Below are 23,879 nucleotides of genomic sequence, written 5' to 3'. Positions count from 1 at the left end.
TCCAGGCGGCTACGCCAGCAGGACCGCCGCCGCCGCGCCGGCGATCACCAGCGCGGCGCCGGCGCCGACCCCGGCGCTGCGCGCACGCTCGGTGAGGACCCCCTCCCGGGCGAGCAGCAGCGCCCCGGAGACCAGCGCGAGTCCTGCGAGTCCGATGCCGACCCCCACGGGCGACGCTCCGGCCAGCGGTCCCGTCGGCGTTGAGGCGACGTGGCTCGGGTGGGCCGCGGCCGAGGCGGGCAGCGCGGCGAGCGCGAACACGACGGCGGAAGCGACCGCCCCGAGGCGAACGTGACGCGACCTCATCGCCGTACCGGAGGGCCGCTCGCCACAATACGATTTCGGCCGGTCGCCGCGGTCGCCGCGTTCGGTCACGAATCGGCTCCGTTGTCGGCGGAGTCCAACGAGACGACCCGCCCGTTCGCGTACGGGACGAACACCTCGTCGTCGCCGTCCCCGTCCACGTCCGCGAGCGTGGGATGGGTGAACACCGCCTCGTCGCGGGTGTAGCTCGCCACTACGCGCCCGGCTGCCGGGTCGATCACCGAGACGACCCCGCCGTTGGTGACGGCGACCACTTCGAGGGAGCCGTCGCCGTCGAGGTCGCCAATTGCGGGCGGCGGTGTCATCTGTGCGCTCCCCTCTGCGAGATCAACTGTCCACTCCGTCCGGCCGGTGGCGCCGTCGAGCGCGCGGAGGCGCTGGTCGCGCGCCGTCACGTACACCTCTGGGTCGCCGTCGCCGTCCCCGTCGCCGACGGCGCCCACCGCGGCGAACTCGTCGATCTGCCGCGTCCACAGCGCGTCGCCGGTCGCGCCGTCCAGCGCCGCGACCGTGCCGCCGGTCGTAGCGACGACGAACTCCGCCGCGTCGTCGCCGGTCACGTCTCCCGTCGCGGTCCACGCGACCGACTCGCCGAAGGCGTCGCGATCCCAGACGACCTCGCCGCCGGCGTCGAACAGGACGACCTCGCTCGTGCCGAGGCCGACGGCGAACTCGGCGGTGCCGTCGCCGGTGAAGTCGCCGACGCCCGGGGGCGCATACGCGCTGCCGTCGAGGGGCTCGGTCCACACGCGCTCGCCGTCGCCGTGGAACGCGTGGACGGTCCCGACGGCGTCGACGACGAGCACCTCGACGGTGCCGTCGCCGTCCAGGTCGGCGACCGCGGGGCGGCTGTAGCCGTACGCCGACAGCGTCGTCCGTAACTCCACGGCGCCCGTCCGCGCGTCGTAGCCGACGAGCTCCTCCGTCGTCGAGGCGGCGAGGACCTCGGCCGCGCCGTCGCCGTCGATATCCGCGATCGCGGGATCGGCGACGGAGTGGAGCGTGCAGTTCGCCGGCGGCACGCCGTCGCGCCAGCGCGTATCGCCGGTGTCGCCGTCGAGGGCGACGAGGCGGCACTCGCCGCTCCCCGTGGCGCCGCTGACGGGGGCGAACACGAGCCCCTCGCCGTCGACGACCCCCGCGGCGACCGCGTGGTGATTCGCGCCGATGCTGGTCTCAGTGTCGCTCGCCCAGCGCTCCTCGAGGGCGTTGTCTCCCCCAAGGGCGATCCTCCCGTCGAGCGCTCCCGATACCGCGATGCCGCCGCCGACGGCGGCCAAGGTCACGACCGCGGCCGTCAGGGCGATACGAACGTCCATCGCCGGAGCGACGACGCGACCCGTGGTAAGCGCTCCTCCTCTCGACCGACGTTCGACGGGCGTACCACTCCGTTCGGCGAACGGACAGGTCGGTTCGACGGGCGTACCGCTCCGTTCGACGGGTGTACCAGAATCCCCTTTCGTGGCGAGCCCGCAGGGTGCATATGGACAGACGAGCGTTTCTGCGGAGCGCAGCGGCGACCGGCGCCGTCGCCGGGGCCGGGGGGGTCTCCGGCTGCCTCGGCTTCGAGCTCGCGACCGGCGGCGACGTGCCGCGAGCGCCGCCCGTCGTTGAGGACCGCCCGGACGGCGTCTACCTCCCGAGCCACATCGAGGGGATGCAGATGGGGGGGATGGCGTCGGCCGGGGACTACACCGTGGGCGTGTTCTACTCGTACGCCCACCGGTTTTGGAACGTCACCAGCGAGTCGGTCGAGCGGACGGATATCCAGTCGAACGACGACGTACACCTGATGGCGAGCGTCTGGGATACCGAGACCGGCGAGGTGCTCCCCGAGACGGGGCTCTCGGTGGAGATCGAGACGGACGGCTCGCTGGTCTCCCAGGAAGTCATCTACCCGATGCTCTCCCAGCCCATGGGCTTTCATTACGGCGCGAACTTCGGTCTCGACGGCGACGGCACCTATACAGCGACCGTCTCCGTCGGCGGCGTGCGCACCCGTCGGACAGGCGCGTTCGGTGACCGCTTCGCCGAACCCGCGGACATCCCCGTCGAGTTCGAGTTCACCCGGTCGAAGCTGCAGGAGGTCTCCTACCGCATCCTCGACGACGCCGGAGCGCCGGGCGCCGTCGACCCGATGGACATGGAGATGATCCCGGACGCGACCGCCCCCGCCGTCGGCGACCTCCCCGGGACGGCGCTCGGGGAGGCGAACAGCAACGACGCGGTGCTGGTCGCGACCGCGCTCGACGAGCCGCCGGCGGGGGTCGACGCCGCGGGCCCCTACCTCGCCGTGTCTGCGCGCACGCCGTACAACCGGATGGTCATCCCCGCGATGGGGCTGGAGGCGACGCTGACGCGCGACGGTGAAGAGCTGTTCTCGGGCGAACTCGCCCGGACGCTCGATCCCGACCTGTCGTACCACTACGGCGCCGCCCTCGACGGGGAGACCGTCGAGTCGGGCGACGAACTGACGCTGGCGCCGACCGTGTGGCCGCAGGTGGCCCGCCACGAGGGGTACGAGACCGCCTTCGGCGGCCTGCTCGGCGGGATGCCCGAGCGGACGATCGCCGTGGAGTGAGCGCGCGTCGCCGTGGCCGTCCCTCGGGACCCCCTACAGCTTCGAGGTGACCTCGTCGACGACGGTGGTCTCGAAGAAGACGACGACGTGGTCACCGGGCCGGATCACGGTGTCGCCGCGGGGCGTGACGAGCTCTCTCTCGCGGGTGATCGCGCCGATGACGAGGCACTCCGGGAAGTCGTGGATCGATTCACTGATCGGCCGGTTCGCGAGCAGCGACTCCTCGGTCACCTCGACCTCCAGCACCTCCGCGCGGTCGTCCTCGATGAGCGCGACGTTCTCGGCGCCTCCCTCCCGGGTGAACCGCGATATCTCCTCGGCGACGACCGCCCGCGGGCTGACGCCCACGTCGATGCCGACCGTCTCGAACAAGTCGACGTAAGCGGTCTGGTCGACGACGGCGACCGTGCGCTCGACCCCGAGGCGGGTCGCCAGTAGACACGAAAGGAGGTTCTTCTCGTCGGAGTCAAGCGCGGCGATGAGCACGTCCGCGTCGCCGACGCGCTCGCGTTCGAGAAAGCCCACGTCCGTGGCGTCCGACTGCATCACGAACGCCTCGGGCAGCTTCTCGGCCAGGGTTCGAGCGCGGTCCTCGTCCTGTTCGATCAGCCGGGGCGAAAAGCCCCGGTCAGTCAGCAGGCGCGCGGTGTGATAGCCGATCTCCGAGCCGCCGACGATGACCACCTCCTCGCCGGTCCCGACGTGCTCCTCGGGCGCCACGTCTGCGGCGAACCCGCGGACGCTCCCGGACGAGCCGATGACGACCGCGCGGTCGCCCGCCTCGATCACCGTCTCTCCCCGGGGGATCACGATCTCGTCCTCGCGGATGATCGCGGCGAACGTGAGCGAGTCGAAGCGGTCGGCCTCGCTGACGGTCTGTCCCGCCAGCGGGCTCGTCTCGCTCACCTCGAACTCGGCCATCTGCACCTTGCCGTCGGCGAACGGGTCCACGTCGCGGGCGGCCGGGAGGCCGATGACGCGAACGATGGACTCGGCGGTGAGCAGGTTCGTGCACACCATGAAGTCGATGCCGAACGCCGACTGCGAGCGCTCCCACGTGCGGAGGTACTCCGTGTTCTTGATCCGCGCGACGGTGAACGCGTCGCTGACGGCCTTCGCCGTCGAGCAGGCGACGATGTTCGTCTCGTCGTCGTCGGTCGAGGCGACGACCATGTCGGCGTCGGCGATCTCGGCGTCTTCGAGCGTCGAGACGGCGGTCCCGTCGCCGTTGACCGTCAACACGTCGAGCGAGTACGTTAGCTCCTCGCACCGCTCGGCGTCGCGCTCGACGATCACCACGTCGTGGCTCTCGTCGAGGTCCGCGGCGATACGCTCTCCCACCTGTCCCGCGCCGATGATCACGACTCGCACGGCGGGGCCACCCCTGTCATGCTCGTTGGTGCTCGAGCGAGCGAAATGAGCGTTCCGGAGTCACGTCACCACGACGCCGACACGACGCCGCCGCGACATCGGCGCGACATCGACGCCACGCCCCCGTCTGACGGCTACAGTGCGTCGGCGCTCTCGCGGACGACGAGCGTCACGTCGCGCTCGCGGCCCTCCAGGTCCGAGACGGCCCTGCGGACGACCCGCTCGGCCTCCTCTGTGATCAGGTCCGTCACCTTGTCCAGCACCCACCCGAACGACACCAGCGGCGGGAGCGACACGGCCGAGGCGTCCGCGCTCTCCGCGTCGAACCGGACCTCGAACGTCACGCGCGACCCGGCCGCCGCGTCGTCGGGAGCGTCCGCGGGCAGTTCATCCAGCGGTTCGATCCGCCACGAGCCGTGCGCGCGGATGTCCCTGCGGACCCGCCAGTCGATCCGGTTCGGCGGGTCCACGTCGGTCACCTCCGAGTGAGCGGTGTACGTGAGCTTCCACCACGCGAACCGGAGCGCGTAGCGGGTCCCCGCCCCGCCGTCGCCGTGGGTGCGGCTCACTCGGTCGAGGTACTCGCTGTAGCGCTCGTAGCGCGGGAAGTCCAACAGGAACTCGTACGCCTCCTCGGGGGGGACGTACACGTCCGTTGAGACGACGAGCTCGTCCATGGCTTCGGGTTTGCCGGACGAGAAGTAAGCGTTCGGGGTCGTTCGGAGGCCGACGGCGATCGCTTCGGGTCTGTTTCGGCTCGCCTAAAATCCGATGCGCTTATATTCGATTAGGCGAGCCGAAACGCATGGATCTGAATCGACGGCGGTTCGTCGAACTGGGCGTCGGCGCCGCGGCCGCGGGGCTGGCCGGGTGTACCGGATCGGACGCCGAGGACGGACCGACGGAGACCACGGAGAGACGATCGACGGCGACGGCAGGCACCGAACCGGGGACCGCGACGCCGACGCCGGCTCCCGGGTACTCGGCGTCGATGGCGCCGGTCGGCGAGGTGACCCTCGAATCGGCGCCGTCGAGCCTCTCGGTGTACAGCCTCCTGTACGCGGACATGGCCGTCGCGTACGGCTACGGCGACGCGGTGAACTCTCTTGGGTTCGACGCGGCCGCCGGCGGGAACACGCTCGACGCGTACTACGAGCGCCTCAACGGCGTCTCATTCGACTACGAGGACCTCGCGCAGCTCAACAGCGGCTCGGGCGAGATCCGCGTCGAAAAGGAGCTGTTCTACGAACTCGACTCCGACCTGCATCTCATGGACCCGGCGCTGATCGACTCCTTCGACGGCTGGGAGCGCGCCGACATCGAGGAGATCGCGGCCAACGTGGGCCCGTGGTTCGGGAACGTGTACAGCCGGACGCACGGCCAGCCGCCCGAGGGGTGGCGCGAGGAGTACGAGTACTACACGCTGTGGGACATCAGCGAGCGTGTCGCCGCGCTCTTCGGAGCGTCCGAGCGGGCCGAGCGTCTCGCGGCGGTCCACGACGACCTGATCGCGACCATCGAGGCGGGGCTCCCGCCGGAGTCCGAACGCCCCTCGGTGGCGGAGGGGATCTTCTTCGACGGGACGTTCTACCCCTCGAAGATCAACGCGCCGGGGTTCGGGAACGCACACGTCCGGCCGCTGGGCGCGACGGACGCGTTCGCCGGGACCGACGCCGGCTTCGGGACGACGTACGACTACGAGACGCTGCTGGAGGTCGACCCCGACGTGATCCTCCACCAGTACGGCATCAACTCCTACTACGACGTTGCGTCGATCCGCGAGACGATCGCGAACGACCCCGTGGGCGGGGAGCTCGCGGCGATCCGCAACGACCGCTTCTACCCGTCGGCGACGCCCGTTCAGGGGCCCCTGATGAACCTCTTCCAGCTGGAGATGACGGCGAAGCAGCTGTACCCCGAGCAGTTCGGCGAGTGGCCGGAGTACGAGCACGGGGACCCCTACCCGGAGCTCCCCGAGGCCGAACGCCTGTTCGACCGCGACCGCGTCGCCGACGCGGTCGCCGGCGACGCCGAGTAGCCCGACCGCGACGGCGACCCCGGGGAGACCGTCACCCGCGACGGGTGTCGGCCACCGGCCGCCGGCCGAGAACCGAACGGCGATGCCTGACGGCCGCCACCGACCCGCGACCGATGATCGGAACGACACTCGTCGACCTCCGCCGCCACATCGAATCGCTCGCCGACCCGAGCGGCGCGTATCGGGTGTGCTGTGGGCGAACCGGCGAGCGGCCCGTCCCGGTCGACGGACTGGCGTTCGAGAGCCGCGAGACCGCTCGCGCGGCGATCCGGTGTGCGGCGCAGTATCGGGCCGCCCTCAGGCGGTACGATCCACAGGTGCCGGTGTGCGACCTCATCGCCGTCGACTGTCCCGGAGTGTCGACTCCGACGCGTCGGGCGCTCGCGGTCGAGTCCCCGCACGCGGACCCGGCTTCGGCGCCCGATCCCGCCGGCGGTCGCCCGTCGGCGGGGTCGGCGATCGACTTCTGTCACTCGGTCGCGGGCGCCGTCTTCGAGGCGATCGCCGACTCGCCGCACGCGGTGCTCCAGGACGCCATCATGGACGAATACTTCGACGCGGCCGAATCGGTCAAGGAGCCGGACGAACTGTGTCTTCAGTTGCTTCGGAGTATCGCGGTCGAGCTCGCCGAGCGCCTGAACGGCGAGGAGACACTCCGCGTCCTCTGCTCGGCCGGCGAGCGGATGTCGGTCGAGCGCGCCCCCGGACGAGGCGACCCCGTCGAGTCGATCCTCGGTCGCCTGCGGTCGGTGGGGATGCTCCGGTCGTACTCGGTGTCGGCTCCGACGGTCGACATCGACGAGTCGGCGCGGCGCTGGCACGTCGAACTCGACGGCTACGCGCTCGCGGACGACGCCGACGGCCGCCTGATCACGCTCCCCGTCGTGATCGCGCTGTTCGGGCGCGCGTCGGTTCGGGCGGTGGCGATCACCGACGCCGTCCGAACCGCGTCCGGGTCGTGGCGGCTCACCTTGGAGACGAACCCCGAATGCGAGTCGCTCGGCCTGACCAGCGTCGAGACGGAGCGGTGACGGGGTCGGACGAAGGCCCCCGACGGAAACTGGCAGTCCGCTCTCAATTTGGGTTGCCTAAACTTCGAAAGTATTACTTTGGATTAGGCCGCCCGAAAACGTATGGACCTGAACAGACGGCGATTCGTCGGACTGGGCGCGGGTGCACTGATCAGCGGGCTGGCGGGCTGTACGTCCTCTTCCGGGGGGAGTGAGGGGGACGAGCGCACGACCGAATCGGGGACGCCAACTGCGACGGCCGAGCCGACCGCGACGGAGACGGCAACGGACACGGGGACCGAGCCCTACACGGTGACCATGGCTCCCGTCGGCGATGTGACGTTCGACGCGGTGCCGGAGACGTTCACCGTCTACGAGTCCGGCTACGCAGACATGGGTATCGCGCTGGGCAAGGGCGAGGACCTGCTCGCGGTCGGTAACACCGCGCGCTACTACACCGACCACGTCGACGAACTCGACGGCGTGCGCGCAAACGCTGAGCCGACGCAGCTGCTCGGCGACTCCTACGCCATCGACTCGGAGCTGTTCTACGAGCTCGACAGCGACGTGCACCTGATCGACCCGCAGTGGCTCCTCAACAACGGCTACTTCAAGCTCGAACAGTCCGACCTCGAGAACGTTCGAGAGGACGTCGGACCGTTCATCGGGAATACGATCTTCCGGCGGACCGATTCTTGGCACACCTACCGCTACTACACCATGTACGGCGCCTTCGAGAAGGTCGCGCAGGTGTTCCAACGTCACGACCGCTACGAGGCGGTCAAGCAGATCCACGACGAGATGGTCGCCGACGTGCAGGCGAAGCTCCCGTCGCCCGACGCGCGACCGAACGCGCTGCTCACGTTCGCCGCGGGCAACGAGCCCGAGGTGTTCTACCCCTACCGGCTCTCCGGGCTGGGAACGAACAAGAAGCAGTTCCACGATCTCGGGCTCTCCGACGCGCTCGCCGGGACCGGGATCCAGGGCCTCTCGACGAACGACCGCGGCCAGATCGACTACGAGACGATGCTTCAGGTCGATCCCGACTCGATCCTCATCCGGGGCCACGAGGGCCAGACGAGAGCGGAGTTCCGAGACACCGTGCTCGCGTTCATGAAGCAGCACGATGTCGCCTCCGAGCTGACCGCCGTCCAGGAGGGGCGGGTGTTCCGTGGCGGCCCCATCTATCAGGGTCCGCTCCAGCACCTGTTCAACCTCGAACGGTTCGCGACGCTGTACTTCCCCGACCGGTTCTCCGGGGAGCTGTTCTCGCGGGCGGAGCTGTCGGCGGCGATCAACGGCGAGGCCTGATCCCCTCGTCGGGTCGTTCGGTCACCCGCTTCGACACGCTTTTGAACAGTTAGGGCGACCTAAACTGTATGACTCGACGGAGGGGTCGGTGTGGCGAGTGAGACGAGCGAGACGGTGCCGGACCTGGACGGCCCGTTCTCGTGGGTGGATTCGTCGCTACTGACGGTGATCGTCGCGAGCACGGCTGTCGTCGTCCTCTCGGGGCTCATCCAGGTGAGCTTCGGCGCGTTCACCATGTCGGTCGCGACGGCGTGGAGCGCCGTATTCGACCCCGTCGTCTGGACGAACCCGCAGGTGCTCCTGCGGCTGTTCCTCGGCGAGGGGATCGGAAACGCGGTCGCCGGCGCGCTCGGGATATCGACCGCCGCGGTCGATCTGCCGAAGGAGACGCTCATCGTCTGGCAGATCCGGATGCCGCGAGTGCTCGTCGGCGTGTTCGTCGGCGCGAACCTCGCGGTCTCGGGAGCGGTGTTTCAGGCGGTCACGCGTAACGAGCTCGCGTCGCCGTTCATCCTCGGTGTCTCCGCGGGCGCGGGGCTCGCGATCCTGCTAACGCTCATCGTCTTCTCGGGGCTGGCCGGGTTCCTCCCGCTCATCGCGGCCGGCGGCGGCGCGGCGGCGTTCCTGCTCGTGTACGCCATCGCGTGGAAGAACGGGACGAACCCGGTGCGGCTGATCCTCGCGGGCGTCATCGTCTCGACGGTGTTCGGCTCGCTCCAGACGGGGCTGTTCTTCTTCGCGAACGACCTCGGCGTCGTCCAGTCGGCGCTGGCGTGGACGACCGGCTCGCTCACCGGCGTCGACTGGGAGCAGGTCCGGATGGCGCTCCCGTGGACGCTCGTCTCGCTTCCGCTGACGCTCGTGGGCGCCCGGCAGCTGAACGTGCTGCTGCTGGGCGAGCGGACGGCCCGGTCGCTCGGCATGTCCGTTGAGCGGGTGCGGTTCGCCCTCTCGGGGGTCGCGGTGCTCGCGGCGGGGACCGCCATCGCCGTCGCGGGCATCGTCAGCTTCGTCGGGCTTATCGTCCCGCACATGGTCCGCCAGCTCGTCGGCTCCGACTACAAGCGGCTCGTCGTCGCGTGCGTGTTCGCCGGGCCCGCGCTGGTCACGCTCGCGGATGTCGGCGCGCGGCTCGCGCTGTCGCCCGCGCAGCTGCCGGTCGGTATCGTCACCGGGCTCATCGGCGGCCCCTACTTCTTGTACCTGATGCGCAAGCAGGACGGCATGGGGGACGTATGAGCGCCGAGAAGACGACCGGAACCGACGCGGCCGACGGCGACGACGACGGCGAGGCGGCGACCGCCTCCGGAGCGGGCGGGTCTCCGCCGCTGTCGGTCCACGACATCGCGCTGTCGTACGGCGACGGCGACCCCGTCGTCGAGGCTGAACGCCTGGAGGTGCCGGCGGGGGAGATCACGGCGCTCATCGGCCCCAACGGGAGCGGCAAGTCGACGCTGCTGAAGTCGATGAACGCGGAGCTGTCCCCGGATCGCGGCACAGTGACGTTCGACGGCTCCGACGTAGATGAGTACGATACCACCGAGTTGGCACGCCGACTCGGCCTCCTCTCGCAGGACCACGTCGCGCCCGATTCGACGACGGTCCGGGAACTCGCGACGCACGGTCGCTACCCGCACCGAGGCTTCTTCGAGGGGATGCGCGAGGCGGACTACCGCGCGGTCGACCACGCGATCGAGCGCGTCGGCGTCAGGCATCTCGCCGATCGAGAGGTCGGCGGGCTCTCCGGCGGGCAGGCACAGCTCGCGTGGCTGGCGATGGTGCTGGCTCAGGAGACGGACGCGCTGCTTTTGGACGAGCCGACGACGTTCCTCGATCTCCATCACCAGCTCCGGGTGCTCGACGCCGTCCGCGACCTGAACGAAGACCACGGCGTCACGGTCTGTGTGGTGCTGCACGACATCGGGCAGGCGGCCCGCTTCGCGGACAACCTCATCGCCCTCAAGGACGGCGAGCCCTACGAGTGGGGGCCGCCCGACGAAGTGGTCACCGAGGACCTCCTGCGCGACGTGTTCGGCGTCGACGCGGAGGTCGGCTTCGGCCCCGACGGGCCGCGCGTCACGCCGCGACGGGCGATCGACGAGTAGCCGCGCCCCCGCCGTCCGCGTCGACGGCGGGCGCCCGGCGCCGCGCGCTCGACCGGGAGCGCAACCGTAAACCGTCGCCCTCGCCGACTCCCGACGACTCCCGTGTCCGTCGCCTCGAACCTCGCGTCCATGCTCGCGCTCTTGGGCGTCGGCGTCGCCGCCCGGCGGGTCGGCCTGCTCACGCCGCGCCGGCGCGACGCGCTCACCGACGCCGCGTTCTACCTGGCGCTGCCCGCGCTGGTGTACAGTTCGACCTACGGGCAGCCGCTGGGCGAGGTGCTGTCGGTCACGTTCGTCGCCGGCGTCGTCGTCGCGCTCGCGGTCGGCATCGGCCTGAGCTGGCTCGTCCACCGCCCGCGCGGCGACGCCGCGACCCGGAGCGTCGCCGTCGTCCAGTCGTACCACGCCAACTTGGGGTTTCTCGGCGTTCCGCTCGTCGCCGTCACGTTCGGCGCCGGCACCGTCGAGGCAGGCAAGGCGAGCGTGATCCTCGGCGTCGGCGCGCTCGTCCACGTGCCCGCGACGGTCGTCATTCTCTCGGTGGTGAACGACGCCGACGCCGACCTCGCGAGCGAGGCCGTCTCGCTGCTTCGAAACCCGGTCCTGCTCGCGCTGGGCGCGGGACTCGCCTCCGCGGCCGCGCGGTGGGCGCCGCCGGCCGCCGTCGCGACCGGGCTCTCGTGGGTCGCGGAGGCGGCGCTGCCGCTCGCGCTGCTCGGGGTGGGGGCGTCGCTCGCGCTCGACGGCGCCGCGATCGACTATCCCACCGTCGGGACCGTCGCGGCGATGAAGCTGCTCGGGATGCCGCTGATCGCGTTCGCCGTGTTCGCCGCGCTCGGCGGGACGCCCTCGACGGTGCGGGCGGGCGTCGTGATGTTCGCGATGCCGACGGCCGTCTCGACGTTCGTGTACGCCAGCGCGCTCGGCGGCGACGACGGCCTCGCGTCGGTCGACGTGTTCGCGACGACGGTCGCCTCCGCGGTGACGCTGCTGCCCGTGCTGTGGCTCGTCGGGTGACGGCAGCTCCCGACGCCGGATCGGCCACGTGTCGACCGGCGGCGGTCAGGGGTCGACGACGATGTCGAACCGCGCGCCGCCGGCTTCGCCGTCGGTCGCGCGGATGTCCCACCCGTGCGCGTCGACGACGCGGCGGACGATCGTCAGCCCGAGACCGGTCCCGCCGGACGCTCCGGACGCGCCCCGTTCGAACAGGCCGTCGGCGCCGTCGGGCAGCCCCGGTCCGTCGTCGGCGACGTAGAAGCCGTCCCGGTCGCCGTCCAGGCCGCCGACCGTGACGGTGACATCGCTGCCGGCGTGGTCGATCGCGTTCCGAAAGAGGTTCGAGAACACGTCGCGCAGGCGCCGCTCGTCGGCGCTGTACTGCCCGGGCGCGTCGACGACGAGGCTCGCGCTCTCGGTGTCGACGGCCGTCCAGGCCGCGCGGGCGACCCTTCCGATCTCGACCGTCTCGGTGCTGCCGATGTCCCGACCCGCACGCGAGAGCCCGAGGACCGTCTCTATGATGCCGTCCATCCGGTCTGCGGCCCGGGCCGCCCGTTCGAAGTACTCCGGATCGCCGGTCCGCTCGGCCAGGTCGACCGACGCCGTCATGACGTTCAAGGGGTTCCGAAGGTCGTGTGAGACGACCTCCGCGAACTCCTCCAGGCGGTCGTTCTGCGCGGTGAGGCGTCGCTCCCGCTCCACCCGCTCGAACGAACTGGCGATCAGGTCCGCCAGCGAGCGGACGAGAACCACCTCGTGGTCCGCCCACCGCCGGCGGTCGGTGCCGCCGACGAACAGGAGCGCGCCCCACAGTTCGTACTCGCGGACGATCGGGACCGCGAGGACGCTCCAGTCGCTCGTCCGCTCGCTCCCCGCGGGGCCGTCGCCGGCGGGCGCTTGATCACCGAGCCCCGTCGCCGCCTCGACGCCGGCACGATCGTCGCCAGCGATGCGGACAGCGTCGCCCCCGTCGATGCGATCGAGGGCCGGAGCCGTCGCCGCCTCGACGCCCGACGACGAATCCGTCCCGCCGGCGGCGTCTCGGTGCCACCCGTACCGACGTACGAAGTCCTCGTGCCCGTGATCGTCTCTTTGTCCGGCCTCGTCGACCACGTCGACCGCCTCGTAGACACCCGCGTAGTCCGCTCCGAGACCGGTCGCGACGGACCTGAGCGTCCACGTGAGTTTCGTGTCGAGCTCGTCCGGGTTCGCCGACAACAGCGTGGTCGAGGCATCGATCACGAGCGCCTGGAGGTCCTCGTGACCGGCGACCCCGTCGTCTGCATCGGGCGCGTCCGTCTCCGACCGGTCCGTCCCCGAAACGCCGTTCATACACGTGACGCCGTCGCAGAGGTTCAAATGGGTGTTCGTCCGGCTATCACCGATGAGACCGTCCCCGACCGGGTCGCCTAAGTCGCCCGCGTCGGTTTCGAAACGTAATGAGCATAGAAGCGGAGAGCACCTTCGACGTGTACCGCGACCGCGTCGACCGGCCGCTGTACCGCCTGTTCACCGAGTACGGGCTCGACAAGCGGCCGTGGCTCCTCGTCGGCATGGCGGCCAACATCGTCGCCCGCGGCGCGAGCCTGCTGCCGCCGCTGGTGCTGGGCATCGCCATCGACGCCGCCTTCACCGGCGACCAGCCGTACGCGCTGCCGCTGGTCCCGACAGCGTGGCTCCCGACGACCGCGCCCGACGTGGCGCAGTTCTGGTTCTCCGCGTGGCTGATCGTGGGCGCCTTCGCCGTGACCGCGGCGCTGACGTGGGTGTACGGCGTCGCCGCCAACAACTTCGCCCACCGCGTCATGCACGACGTGCGGACGGACTCGTACGCGAAGATGCAGGACCTCGACATGACGTTCTTCGACGACAAGCAGACCGGCGAGGTCATGTCCGTCCTCAACAACGACGCGACGAACCTCGAGCGCTTCCTCGACGACGCGCTCCAGAACTCCGTGCGCCTCGGGGTGATGCTGCTGGGGATCGGGGTCATCCTGTTCGAGCGCAACGCCCAGCTCGCGCTCGTCACCCTCGTCGTCGTCCCGGGGATGGTGCTGTTCACCTACTGGTTCATGAGGGCGGTCGAGCCCCGGTACGCCGCCCAGCGCGAGGCGGTCGCCGACCTCAACACCCGCCTGGAGAACGCCCTCGGCGGCATCCAGCTGGTGAAGACCACGGGCACTGAAGCCTACGAGACGAGTCGCGTCGAGGACACCTCCCACGACTACTTCCGCAAGACGCTCGCGATGCTCCGGCTCAACTACGTGTACCGCCCCGGGATGGAGCTGTTCGCCGGCATCGCGTTCGCGGCAACGTTCGTGGTCGGCGGGCTGTGGATCGTCTCCGGGAGCGCGCCGGGGCCGCTGACGGGGGAGCTTCGGGCGGGGACGTTCGTCACCTTCCTGTTTCTCACCCAGCGGTTCGTCACGCCGCTGGCGGAGGTGTCGAACATCGTCTCGCAGTACGAGAACGCCAAGGCCTCCTGCGAGCGCGTGTTCGGGCTGCAGGACATCCCGGCGCGCGTCACCGACGCCGAGGACGCCGTCGAACTCGACGGCGTGGAGGGCCACATCGAGTACGACCACGTGGACTTCGCGTACGACGGCGAGGACGACCTCGTCCTCCGCGACGTGGACTTCGCGGTCGACCCCGGGGAGACGGTCGCGCTCGTCGGCCCCACCGGCGCCGGGAAGTCGACGCTTTTGAAGCTCCTCATGCGGCTGTACGACGTGGACGACGGCGCCGTGCGGATCGACGGCCGCGACGTGCGCGAGGTGACGCTGCGGAGCCTCCGCGAGTCCGTCGGCTACGTCAGCCAGGACACCTACCTCTTCGACGGGACCGTCGCGGAGAACATTCGGTACGGCCGCTTCGACGCCGACGACGAGGCGGTTCGCGAGGCCGCGAGGGCCGCCGAGGCCCACGAGTTCATCGAGAACCTCCCCAACGGCTACGACACCCGGATCGGCGAGCGCGGCGTGAAGCTCTCGGGCGGCCAGCGGCAGCGCCTCTCAATCGCCCGCGTCGTGCTGCAGGACCCGGACGTGCTCGTCCTCGACGAGGCCACCTCGGCGGTCGACACGGAGACCGAGCTGCTGATCCAGCGCAGCCTCGATCGGCTCGCGGCCGACCGGACGACGTTCGTCATCGCCCACCGCCTCTCGACGGTGAAGGATGCCGACGAGGTGCTCGTGTTGGAGGGCGGCGAGGTCGTCGAGCGCGGCGAACACGAGGAGCTGCTGGCGGCCGACGGGCTGTACGCGAAGCTGTGGGGGGTGCAGGCCGGCGAGATCGAATCGCTGCCCGAGGAGTTCGTCGAGCGGGCGCGCGAGCGGCAGGCCGAGCTCGCGGGCCCGTCGGGCGACGACTGAGCCCTCACCTCGTCGGACCGTCGTCCGCGACCGCTTCCGAGCCCTTCTTGCCGGTCGCTCGCGGTTCTCAGACCATGACCGACACGACGCTCGACACCGACGCCGACTACGACGCGCTCGTCGTTGGCGGCGGCGGCGCCGGCCTGACCGCGGCGACGTTCCTCGCGCGCGCCGACCTCGCGACGCTCGTGGTCGCCGGCGACGAGTCCATCCTCCGGCGCAACGCCCACCTCGAGAACGTCCCCGGCTTCCCCGCGGGCGTGAACCCCCGGCTGTTCGCCGATCTGCTCCGCGAGCAGGCCGAGCACAGCGGCGCCGACGTTCGGTCGGGGCTCGTCGAGGGGGTCACCGGCGAGGCCGGCGCCTTCACCGCCGCGCTCGACGATGGGTCCGCGGTCACGGCGGCGCGGGTCGTCGCGGCGTCGTGGGCCGACGCGGACTACCTCGACGGGCTCGGCGTCGACGTTCGCGACGCCGGGAGCAAGCGCTACGTCGAGGAGCACGCCCTCGGGCGAACGTCCGTCGACGGCGTGTACGCGGCCGGTCGGCTCGCCGAGCGCTATCACCAGGCCGTCGTCGCCGCGGGCCACGGCGCGGAGGCGGCGATCACCCTCCTGCACGACGCGGAGGTACCGTTCTACCACGACTGGGTCGTCCCGGCGGGGTACTTCACCGACCGCGGGCGCGAGGTACCCCCGGGCTGCGAGGAGATCACCGCCGCCGAGCGGGAGCGCCGCGCCGCCGAGTCCCGAGAGACGATGCGAGAGTACTTCGCCGAGGAACACCCCGACCGCCAGCGGACGCACCCGAGCCTCGTCGACGACGACCTCGGTCGCGTCGACGACGAGTGGTACGAGGACGGCGGCGGCGGGGCGGCCGGGCGCGAGGACTGACGCGCCCGCGGCCGACGGCGGGGTCGCTCACACACCGCGAGGCTTTACCATCTGAACCCTCCTATCTCACGGCCGATGAGCGACCTCCTCGCCGACACCAACGTCGCCCTCGGCGTCTCCGGTTCGATCGCGGCGGTCAAAGTGGTCGAACTCGCCCACGAGCTTCGCCGCCACGGCGCCGCCGTCCGCGCGGTGATGACCGACGCCGCGACCGGGATCGTCCACCCGTGGGCCGTCGAGTTCGCGACCGAGCGCGATGTCGTCACCGAGATCACCGGCGGCGTCGAGCACGTCGAGCTGTGCGGGCGCGACGGCTGGGCCGACGTGCTGCTGCTGGCGCCGGCGACGGCCAACACCGTCGGCAAGATCGCTGCCGCGGTCGACGACACGCCGGTCACGACGTGCGCGACGACCGCGCTGGGGGCGGGCGTCCCGGTCGTGTGCGCGCCCGCGATGCACGAGCCGATGTACGACCATCCCGGTGTGCTGGAGGCGATCGACCGTGTCGAGTCGTGGGGCGTCGCATTCGTCGACCCGCGGATCGAAGAGGGGAAAGCGAAGATCGCGACCGAGACGGCGATCGTGACCGAGACGGCCCGTGCGGCCGGTGACCGGCCGCTGGCGGGTCGGCGGGTCGTCGTCACATCGGGCGCGACCAGCGAGGCCGTCGACGACGTGCGCGTGCTCACCAACCGCGCGTCCGGCCGGACGGGGCGGGCGGTCGCGCGCGCGCTCCACGTCTGCGGCGCCGACGTGACGCTCCTGCACGACGCGAGCCGGGCGGGCGGGGGGCCCGAGAGCAGCGAACTACCGTACGCGGACGTGGTCGACGTGGAGTCGGCCGCCGAGATGACCGACGCCGCCGTCGAGGCGTGCGCGGACGCCGACGCGCTCATCTCGGCGGCGGCCATCTCGGATTACACCGTCGAGGCCGCCGAGGGGAAGATCCGCTCGGGCGCGGAGTCGCTGACGCTGGATCTGACGCCGACGCGGAAGCTGTTGGACACCGTGCGTGGGGAGTACCCCGATCTCCCGCTCGTCGGGTTCAAGGCCGAATCCGGCGGCGACGACGAGGCGCTCGCCGGCAAGGCGCGCGAGACGCTCGCGCGCGCCGACCTCGCGTTCGTCGTCGCCAACGACGCGGCCGTCATGGGCGAGGCCGAGACGCGCGCGCTGATCGTGCGCGCGGACGAGGCGCGCGAGGTCGCCGGCGAGAAGCTCGACCTGGGGCTGCGTATCGCGGACGAACTGGCGTCCGAGTTGGCCGGCCGCGCGTAGCCCGTCGTGCCGGCAGAGGCAGCGTCGGTGACGGCCCGTTCGGTTCGTCGCTTCAGTCGTGCTCGTTTCCGTCGGCGGGCTGCTCGGGCGTCTCGTCGACGCGACCCGGCCAGGTGACGCCCTCCTCGAACTCGACGCCCATGCGCTGGGCCGCCCGGGAGATCATGTGTCCGCCCGTCGGCGCCGTCAAGAATAGAAACAGCACCGTCACCAGCGCCTTCATCCCCGCGCCACCGGGGCCGAAGTACGCCCAGGCGGCGAGCGCGATGCCGGAGGCGCCGAGCGTCGTCGCCTTCGAGGTGGCGTGCAGGCGGTTGTACACGTTCGGCAGCCGCAGCAGGCCGATCGTCCCCACGGTGAGGAAGAACGACCCGACGACGACGAGCGCGACGACCAACAGCGACACGAGCGGTCCGGGCGGCGCGGTTGCGATTGCTCCGGCCATGGTCACTCGATGATGTCCCCCTCGGTCACGTACCGAGCCACGGTGACGGTGCTGATGAATCCGATGATCGCGAGCACGAGCGCCACGTCGAGAAACAGGCCCAATCCCCGGATCATCGCGTACAGCGCGGCTATCGCGACGACGTTCGTTCCGATCACGTCGAGGGCGACGACGCGGTCCGGCGTCGTCGGTCCGGTGATGACGCGGTAGCCGACCGCGAGCGTGAGCACTGCCGACAGCACGAGCGCCCCCTGCAACACGAGCGGAAGCACGCCGCCGAGCGCGGACGCTTCGGTCATCGCTCACCTCCGTCGTCGCTGTCGGCGGCGGTGGTGTCGCTGTCGGCGGCGGCGTCACGCGGCTCCGGCACCGGGTCGCCGGGCTTCAACGGCTCGTTGAAGATCACGAGCGCGTAGTCCTCCCAGGTCCGGATCGGGTCGAGGATGTCGTCGCCGTCGAGGCTGTGCACGTATAGGCTGTTGGCGTCTGCGTCGTAGTCCATGGTCAGGGTTCCGGGCGTCAGCGTGATCGAGTTCGCGATGGTCGTCACCGCGGCGTCCGACTCGACCCGCAGCGGAACCTCCACGACCGCGGGGTCGATCGGTAGCGACGGCGAGACGACGGTCCGCGCGACGGCGACGTTCGCCACGAGCAGCTCCCGGAGGAACACCAACAGGTACAGGCCGACGGACGGGAGCACCCGGATGCTCCGGGCGACCGGTGCTCGGCCGTAGAAGTTCCGCACGGCGTACGCGAGCGGGAGGCTCACGAGCAGGCCGATCAGGCCCTCCTCGACGAGGCGCACGGGCGTCAGCTCGACGCCCCGGACGAAGATCCACAGCGCCGTGAACGCCACCGCGTTGGAGATCCAACGACGCATCAGCGCTCACCCCCGTCGACCGCCGCCGACGCGTCGAGGCTGTGGCTTCCGTCCGACGCGTTCGCGGCGCCGGCGGCGTGCGACGGACTGTACTCGGCGCCGGGGTCGACCGGCGCGACCGCCTCGACGTACGCGTCGGTGCCGGTCGCCGCGTGCGCGGCGTCCGTGGCGGCGTCGACGACGACCTCTGCGCCCACGCCGAGACCGACCAGCCCGAGCGCCAGCGCGACCACGACGGCCACCTGCACGACGAGCGCGCGGTCGGTGACCGTCGACGGACCGCCGTCGGGCGCGATGCTGCTGGAACCCGCGTCGCCGTCGCCGGCGAACCTGCTGCGACCCCACCGCACCGGGATCAGCTGCTGCACCCGTTCGGTCGGCTCGCCCCAGAACACCTGATTCCACCCCCGGGTGACGTACGCGATGGTGAGGATGGCACCCACGAGCATGGTCGCGGCCGCGAGCGCGCCGGCAGGCATGCCGGCGGCGATCCCCTCCGCGACCGTTCGAAACACGAGCAGTTTCCCGAAGAACCCGAGGATCGGCGGGACGCCGACGAGCGCGAGGCTGCCCAGCAGGAACCCCCCCGCGAGCAGCGGGGTGCGCCGCGCGAGACCGCCCAACTGCGCGAAGTCGGTCGTCCCCAGCGCGGAGCGGATCGTCCCCGACGCGAGGAACAGCAGCGGCTTCGCGAGCGCATGGGTCAGCGAGTACACCAGCGCGGCCGTCACGCCGAGAACCGCGAGCATCGTCTCCGCGCCGGCGAGCGTCGTCGTCGCCGCGGGAACGGTCATCGCGGCCCCCAACGGAAGCACGATGAAGCCGACCTGTCCGATGCTGGAGAACGCCAGCAGCCCGTCGACGTCCTCGCGGCCCGCGGCGCCCACGCCCCCGAGGATGATCGACGCACCGGCCAACAGCATGAGCACCGGCCCGACGTACGCGAACGTCGAGGTGCTCGCATAGGCGGCGCCGCCGAAGACGGTGAAGAACAGGCGTATCACCGCGTACACACCGACTTTCTTCACGACACCGGCGAGCACCGCGGTGACCGGCGCGGGCGCCGCGCGGTACGCCGACGGGACCCAGAAGTGGAACGGGACCGTCCCGGCTTTCACGGCGAACACGGACAACAGGAGCGCGCCGAGGCCCAACGTGGGAGCGACCGCGACGCCATAGGCCGCCGGATCGGCGAGTCGTCGGGCCATGTCCGCCATGTTCAGCGTTCCCGTCGTGGCGTACAGCCCGCCGATGGCGACGAGCATCAGCGCCGACGCGAGGAGGTTGAGGACGACGTAGCCGAGGGCGGCCCGCGTGTGCTCGCGCCCCGAGTAGAACAGCACGAGCACGTAACTGGACATGAGCATCACCTCGAACCACACGAAGAGGTTGAACACGTCGCCAGTGAGGAACGCGCCGGAGACCCCGAGGACCATGAAATGGAACAGCGGGTGGTACGACAGCCGCTGTCCCCGCTCGTCGACGGACACGACCGAGTAGACCGCCGCGGCGACGACCACCGGCGCCGCGAGCGCGAGCATGAACGCCGACAGCGCGTCGGCGACGAGGACGATCCCGAACGGCGCCTGCCAGTCGGAGACGCCGTACGTGAGCGTCGTCGGCCCGCCCGGCGCGAGCACGACCGCGTCGAACAGGGCCGCCACGGCGACGGCGTAGCCGCCGGCGCCGACGAGGCTCACGGCCTTCTCGACGCGGCCGTCGAAGCGGGCCAACAGCGCGAGGATCGCCGTGCTCAGTGCCACCAGCATCGGTGCGATGACGATCTGACCGGTCATCGCTCGTCACCTCCGTGAGTCATTCTGTCGTCTGTGGTCTCCGTGTCGAGGGGTCCGTCGTGGGTCGCGGTCACGGCTCGGTTCGCCGTCCCGCCGTCGGCGGACGCGCGGTCGGGGTCGGCCTCCGCCAGTGCGTGCGTGTCGATCGTGCCGTGCTCTTCGTACACCCGGTACGTGAGCACCAGCGCCAGCGCCGTCGTCCCGAAGCCGATGACGATGGCGGTGAGCACCAGCGCCTGCACGAGCGGGTCCGTCGGGGGCGCGCCCTCGCCGAATGAGCCGATCGGCGCGCCCCCCGACAGCCCGCCCATCGTTATGAGGTAGACGTTCGCGGCCTGCGAGATGATCGAGACGCCCCAGACGACGCGAACCACGTCGCGCCGGAGGACGAGGAACGTCCCCAGCGCGAACAGCAGGCCCAGCGTCGCCGCGAGCACCACCTGCGCGGTCATTCGGAACCCACCTCCCCGAGGACCGTGAGCAGCCCGCCGACGACCGTGAGATACACCCCGAGGTCGAAGGCGAACGCCGAGGCGAGTTCGAACTCGCCGTACAGCGGGATGTGATGCAAGAACAGGACGGCCTGCGTCAGGAACGGGAGTCCCGCGATCAACGGAGCCATACCGCTCCCGGCTGCCAGCGCGAGGCCGGCCGCGAACAGCCACCGGTAGTACTCGACGGCTGCGTGAGAGCCGCCATCGGCCGCTCTGAGGCCCAGAAAGTCGTCCTGGAGGTACTCCATCCCGAAGATGACGTACACGAGCACGAACGCGGTCGCGGTCAGGACCGCGCCGATGAAGCCGCCACCCGGTCGGTTGTGTCCCTGTAGCAGCAGCCCGACGGCCGTCACGAGGATGATCGGAACGACGACCCGGACGACCGTGCGCGCGATGACTGTCGTGTGGCGGTCATAGCTCTCGCGGACGGCGCGTTCGGTCGCCGCTTCGCGGTCGGCCGCAGCGGAGCGGTCGCCGGCGACGGCGTCGTCGCTCACTGCGCTTCACCCCGCTCGCGCATCCGGATCAGCGTGAGCACCGACAGGGCGGCCATGGCGACGACGGAGATCTCGCCCATCGTGTCGAACGCGCGCAGATCGACGAGGATGACGTTCACGATGTTCTGGCCGCCGCCGTAGTCGGTGAACAGTCCGACGTGTTCCCCCGGCGGGAGGCCCGCGCGGGCGATCAGCCCCTCTGCGATCGTGTCCGGCGACGCCGCCGTCGAGACCAGCACCGTCCCGGCGACCGTGAGTCCGACCGCGCCCGCGACGGCCGCGTCCCGCACGGCGGTGAGTCGGTCGGTCTCGCCGTACCACGCCGGCAGTCGATCGAGGACGAGGAGGAAGATGACGAGGACGAGCGTCTCGACGGTCAACTGCGTGAGCGCGAGGTCGGGCGCGTCCGCGAGGACGTAGAACACCGCGACCATGAACCCGAGGATCGAGAGGGTGAGCACTCCGGCGACGTGTGAGGGGGCGTCAGTCACCGCGATCGCCCCCACGACGGCGACCGCGAGGACGACGCTCACGGCGACGGTGGTCTCCGCCGGCACCGCCAGCGCGGGGAGTTCGACGCCGGCTGCGACGTACCCGCCGACCGCCAGCGCGCTGGCTCCGACCAGCACCCAGGCGGCGTACGTGCGCACGAGGCCGTTCTGGACGCGAGGGACAACCCGCTTCGACAGCGCCGTCAGCCCCGCCACGGCGTTGTCGTACCACCAGTCCGCCCGCACCGGACCCCGCAGCGCCGACCGGACGCCGTCGTGGATCCGGTCGTACTGGGGCCACGCGAGCGCGCCGACGCCGATCGTGACGGCGCTCATGACGACGGCCGGCTTGAGCGCGGTCGGCAGGCCGACGGTGAACGAGTGCGCCTCGCCGGGGACGGTCGACCCGTACACCTCGCCGACGATCGCGTTCACCGCGATCATCGGGTCGAGGCTGACGACCCCGACGACGACCGCGAGGACGGCCGGCGGCGCGAGCATCGACAGCGGCGGCGAGTGCACGTGACCCAACGCCTCGTCGCGCTCGCCGAGGAACAGCGAGAGGAACTTGATCGAATAGAGGAACGTAAACACCGAGCCGAGGACGGCGACGACGGGGAACGCCCACGTCAGCCCGCCGATCTCGTGGGCGTACTCGTAGGTCGCCTCGAACAGCAGTTCCTTGGAGTAGAATCCGTTGAACGGTGGAACGCCGGCCATCGACAGCGACGCAACCGCGGCGACGATCGCGGTGACCGGCAGGTCGTGTCGCAGCCCCGAGAGGCGGTCGATCCGCCGGGTGCCGGCCTCGTGGGCGACGATCCCCGCGACGAGGAACAGCGCCGCCTTGAACGAGGCGTGATTCAGGATGTGAAACGCCCCGCCCTCCGCACCGTAGGAGTTGGCGATCCCGAAGGCGGCGACGATGAGTCCGAGATGCGAGGCCGTCGAGTACGCGAGCAGCTGCTTGATGTCGGTCGACCCCACCGCGAGCACGGCCGCGACGGTCATCGTCACCAGTCCCAGCGTCGCGAACACGACCGTCCACTCGGGGACGAGCGCGGCGGCGGCCTCCGCCGCGGCGGCGCCGTGGCCGCCCGCGGTCTCCGACAGGAAGAACGGTCGGAACCGGCCGACGAGGTACACGCCCGCCTTCACCATCGTCGCCGAGTGGAGGAACGCAGACACCGGCGTCGGCGCCTCCATGGCGTTGGGCAGCCAGACGTGGAACGGCACCTGCGCGGACTTCGTCGCCGCGCCGACGGCGAGCAACAGCAGCGTCGGAACGAACAGCCCGGCGGTTCGGAGCGTCTCGATCACCCCGCCCGCGTTCGCGGTGAGCGACCCCTCCCCGGCGATGAGGGTGGTGTCGCCCGCCCACGACAGCAGGAGGAAGCCGACGAGCATGAACAGCCCGCCAGCGACGGTGATGAGCATGGATTTGCGCGCCGCGTACTGACTGTCGGCCTCGCTCGTGTAGTGGCCGATGAGCAGGAACGACGAAAGGCTCGTCAGCTCCCAGAACGTGAACAGCGCGAACAGGTCGCCCGCGAGCGCGACGCCGAGCATCGAGCCCATGAACGCCAGCAGCGTGGCGTAGTACTTCGCCTGTCCCGGTTCACCGTGCATGTACCCCCCCGAGTACGTCAGGATGAGCACCCCGACGCCCGAGGCGAGAAACGAGATCAGTAGCGCCAGCCCGTCGACGTAGAACGCCAACGAGACGCCGAGCGACGGGACCCACTCGACGGCCGCGACCCCGTGGGCGCCGGTCAGGTACAGCCGGGTGACGAGCCCGAGGCAGACGGCCGCGACGGCGGCCGCGTAGTACGCCGTGCGCTCCCCAAGCACCCGATAGACGAGCGGCGTGAGGGCGGCCCCCACGAACGGGAGGAACACCACGGCGAGAACTGTTTCGAGCACACGTCCGCGGTCGGCTGTCGCGGACTTAGGTGTTCCCGAATCGACCGTCGGTAGCGCCGGCGACCC

General features: G+C 70.8%; 21 protein-coding genes and 1 pseudogene. 10 read left to right on the top strand and 12 right to left on the bottom strand.

Annotated features, from left to right (window positions below):
- Nucleotides 1-9 precede the first annotated feature (9 nt).
- Both BUE16_RS07360 and BUE16_RS07355 read right to left on the bottom strand, forming a co-directional pair.
- Complete coding sequence (locus BUE16_RS07360) at nucleotides 10-306, bottom strand: hypothetical protein (protein ID WP_073308114.1); 297 nt, start codon at nucleotides 304-306, stop codon at nucleotides 10-12.
- A gap of 65 nt (nucleotides 307-371) precedes the next feature.
- A complete protein-coding gene (locus BUE16_RS07355) occupies nucleotides 372-1,643 on the bottom strand; it encodes an outer membrane protein assembly factor BamB family protein (RefSeq protein ID WP_073308112.1) in 1,272 nt (423 codons plus the stop codon).
- 164 nt (nucleotides 1,644-1,807) lie between these two features.
- Here BUE16_RS07355 and BUE16_RS07350 point away from each other — a divergent pair, with 164 nt between their 5' ends.
- Complete coding sequence (locus BUE16_RS07350) at nucleotides 1,808-2,905, top strand: iron transporter (RefSeq protein ID WP_073308110.1); 1,098 nt, start codon at nucleotides 1,808-1,810, stop codon at nucleotides 2,903-2,905.
- Between the two features lie 33 nt (nucleotides 2,906-2,938).
- Here the strand turns inward: BUE16_RS07350 and trkA are convergent, their stop codons facing one another.
- Nucleotides 2,939-4,276, bottom strand: a complete 1,338-nt coding sequence (gene trkA, locus BUE16_RS07345) for a Trk system potassium transporter TrkA (protein WP_073308108.1) — start codon at nucleotides 4,274-4,276, stop codon at nucleotides 2,939-2,941.
- 134 nt (nucleotides 4,277-4,410) lie between these two features.
- Nucleotides 4,411-4,953 (bottom strand): SRPBCC family protein, encoded by a 543-nt coding sequence (locus BUE16_RS07340; RefSeq protein ID WP_073308106.1) that lies wholly within the window; start codon nucleotides 4,951-4,953, stop codon nucleotides 4,411-4,413.
- Nucleotides 4,954-5,081: 128 nt separating this feature from the next.
- Here BUE16_RS07340 and BUE16_RS07335 point away from each other — a divergent pair, with 128 nt between their 5' ends.
- The 6 genes from BUE16_RS07335 (at nucleotide 5,082) to BUE16_RS07310 (ending at nucleotide 11,757) form a co-directional block, all read left to right on the top strand.
- Nucleotides 5,082-6,314: an ABC transporter substrate-binding protein gene (locus BUE16_RS07335; RefSeq protein WP_073308103.1), complete on the top strand. Its 1,233-nt coding sequence runs from the start codon at nucleotides 5,082-5,084 to the stop codon at nucleotides 6,312-6,314.
- Between the two features lie 113 nt (nucleotides 6,315-6,427).
- Entirely contained in the window at nucleotides 6,428-7,345 is a 918-nt protein-coding gene (locus BUE16_RS07330; RefSeq protein ID WP_073308101.1) for a DUF7551 domain-containing protein, read from the top strand.
- Between the two features lie 102 nt (nucleotides 7,346-7,447).
- Nucleotides 7,448-8,635 (top strand): ABC transporter substrate-binding protein, encoded by a 1,188-nt coding sequence (locus BUE16_RS07325; RefSeq protein WP_073308099.1) that lies wholly within the window; start codon nucleotides 7,448-7,450, stop codon nucleotides 8,633-8,635.
- Between the two features lie 90 nt (nucleotides 8,636-8,725).
- Entirely contained in the window at nucleotides 8,726-9,874 is a 1,149-nt protein-coding gene (locus tag BUE16_RS07320) for a FecCD family ABC transporter permease (RefSeq protein WP_073308097.1), read from the top strand.
- On the top strand, nucleotides 9,871-10,740 hold the full coding sequence (locus BUE16_RS07315; protein ID WP_073308095.1) for an ABC transporter ATP-binding protein: 870 nt from the start codon (nucleotides 9,871-9,873) through the stop codon (nucleotides 10,738-10,740). The genes BUE16_RS07320 and BUE16_RS07315 overlap by 4 nt, the downstream gene beginning before the upstream one ends.
- A gap of 102 nt (nucleotides 10,741-10,842) precedes the next feature.
- Complete coding sequence (locus BUE16_RS07310) at nucleotides 10,843-11,757, top strand: AEC family transporter (protein ID WP_073308093.1); 915 nt, start codon at nucleotides 10,843-10,845, stop codon at nucleotides 11,755-11,757.
- Nucleotides 11,758-11,802: 45 nt separating this feature from the next.
- Here BUE16_RS07310 and BUE16_RS07305 read toward each other — a convergent pair whose 3' ends face one another.
- Complete coding sequence (locus tag BUE16_RS07305; RefSeq protein WP_073308091.1) at nucleotides 11,803-13,074, bottom strand: sensor histidine kinase; 1,272 nt, start codon at nucleotides 13,072-13,074, stop codon at nucleotides 11,803-11,805.
- A 107-nt stretch (nucleotides 13,075-13,181) separates the two neighbouring features.
- On the opposite strand from BUE16_RS07305, the gene BUE16_RS07300 reads away from it, so the two are divergent.
- The 3 genes from BUE16_RS07300 to coaBC all read left to right on the top strand — a co-directional run bounded on the left by BUE16_RS07300 (nucleotide 13,182) and on the right by coaBC (nucleotide 17,284).
- A complete protein-coding gene (locus BUE16_RS07300) occupies nucleotides 13,182-15,113 on the top strand; it encodes an ABC transporter ATP-binding protein (protein ID WP_073308089.1) in 1,932 nt (643 codons plus the stop codon).
- A 74-nt stretch (nucleotides 15,114-15,187) separates the two neighbouring features.
- Nucleotides 15,188-16,006, top strand: a complete 819-nt coding sequence (locus tag BUE16_RS07295; RefSeq protein WP_073308087.1) for an FAD-binding protein — start codon at nucleotides 15,188-15,190, stop codon at nucleotides 16,004-16,006.
- Between the two features lie 75 nt (nucleotides 16,007-16,081).
- Nucleotides 16,082-17,284 carry a bifunctional phosphopantothenoylcysteine decarboxylase/phosphopantothenate--cysteine ligase CoaBC gene (coaBC, locus tag BUE16_RS07290; RefSeq protein ID WP_073308085.1) on the top strand — a complete coding sequence of 401 codons (1,203 nt, stop codon included), beginning with the start codon at nucleotides 16,082-16,084 and terminating at the stop codon, nucleotides 17,282-17,284.
- Between the two features lie 52 nt (nucleotides 17,285-17,336).
- On the opposite strand, the gene mnhG is transcribed toward coaBC, so the two are convergent.
- The 7 genes and pseudogenes from mnhG to mbhE all read right to left on the bottom strand — a co-directional run bounded on the left by mnhG (nucleotide 17,337) and on the right by mbhE (nucleotide 23,813).
- A complete protein-coding gene (gene mnhG, locus BUE16_RS07285) occupies nucleotides 17,337-17,735 on the bottom strand; it encodes a monovalent cation/H(+) antiporter subunit G (protein WP_394327420.1) in 399 nt (132 codons plus the stop codon).
- Nucleotides 17,732-18,028, bottom strand: coding sequence for a monovalent cation/H+ antiporter complex subunit F (locus tag BUE16_RS07280; RefSeq protein ID WP_073308081.1), 297 nt, complete (start codon nucleotides 18,026-18,028; stop codon nucleotides 17,732-17,734). Before BUE16_RS07280 ends, mnhG begins: the two co-directional genes overlap by 4 nt.
- Nucleotides 18,025-18,612: a Na+/H+ antiporter subunit E gene (locus BUE16_RS07275; protein WP_394327423.1), complete on the bottom strand. Its 588-nt coding sequence runs from the start codon at nucleotides 18,610-18,612 to the stop codon at nucleotides 18,025-18,027. The genes BUE16_RS07280 and BUE16_RS07275 overlap by 4 nt, the downstream gene beginning before the upstream one ends.
- On the bottom strand, nucleotides 18,609-20,405 hold the full coding sequence (locus BUE16_RS07270) for a complex I subunit 5 family protein (RefSeq protein ID WP_073308076.1): 1,797 nt from the start codon (nucleotides 20,403-20,405) through the stop codon (nucleotides 18,609-18,611). The genes BUE16_RS07275 and BUE16_RS07270 overlap by 4 nt, the downstream gene beginning before the upstream one ends.
- A 128-nt stretch (nucleotides 20,406-20,533) precedes the next feature.
- A pseudogene (locus BUE16_RS07265) lies at nucleotides 20,534-20,857 on the bottom strand (sodium:proton antiporter); the annotation flags it as partial.
- On the bottom strand, nucleotides 20,854-21,297 hold the full coding sequence (locus BUE16_RS07260) for an MnhB domain-containing protein (protein ID WP_073308473.1): 444 nt from the start codon (nucleotides 21,295-21,297) through the stop codon (nucleotides 20,854-20,856). The gene BUE16_RS07260 and the pseudogene BUE16_RS07265, both read right to left, overlap by 4 nt.
- A gap of 98 nt (nucleotides 21,298-21,395) precedes the next feature.
- On the bottom strand, nucleotides 21,396-23,813 hold the full coding sequence (mbhE, locus tag BUE16_RS07255; RefSeq protein WP_073308074.1) for a hydrogen gas-evolving membrane-bound hydrogenase subunit E: 2,418 nt from the start codon (nucleotides 23,811-23,813) through the stop codon (nucleotides 21,396-21,398).
- Between the last annotated feature and the right edge of the window lie 66 nt (nucleotides 23,814-23,879).

Source organism: Halobaculum gomorrense, from assembly GCF_900129775.1.
GTDB lineage: Archaea > Halobacteriota > Halobacteria > Halobacteriales > Haloferacaceae > Halobaculum > Halobaculum gomorrense.
The sequence above is the reverse complement of the archived record's forward strand: the minus strand, read 5'-3'. Positions and strand labels throughout refer to the sequence as shown.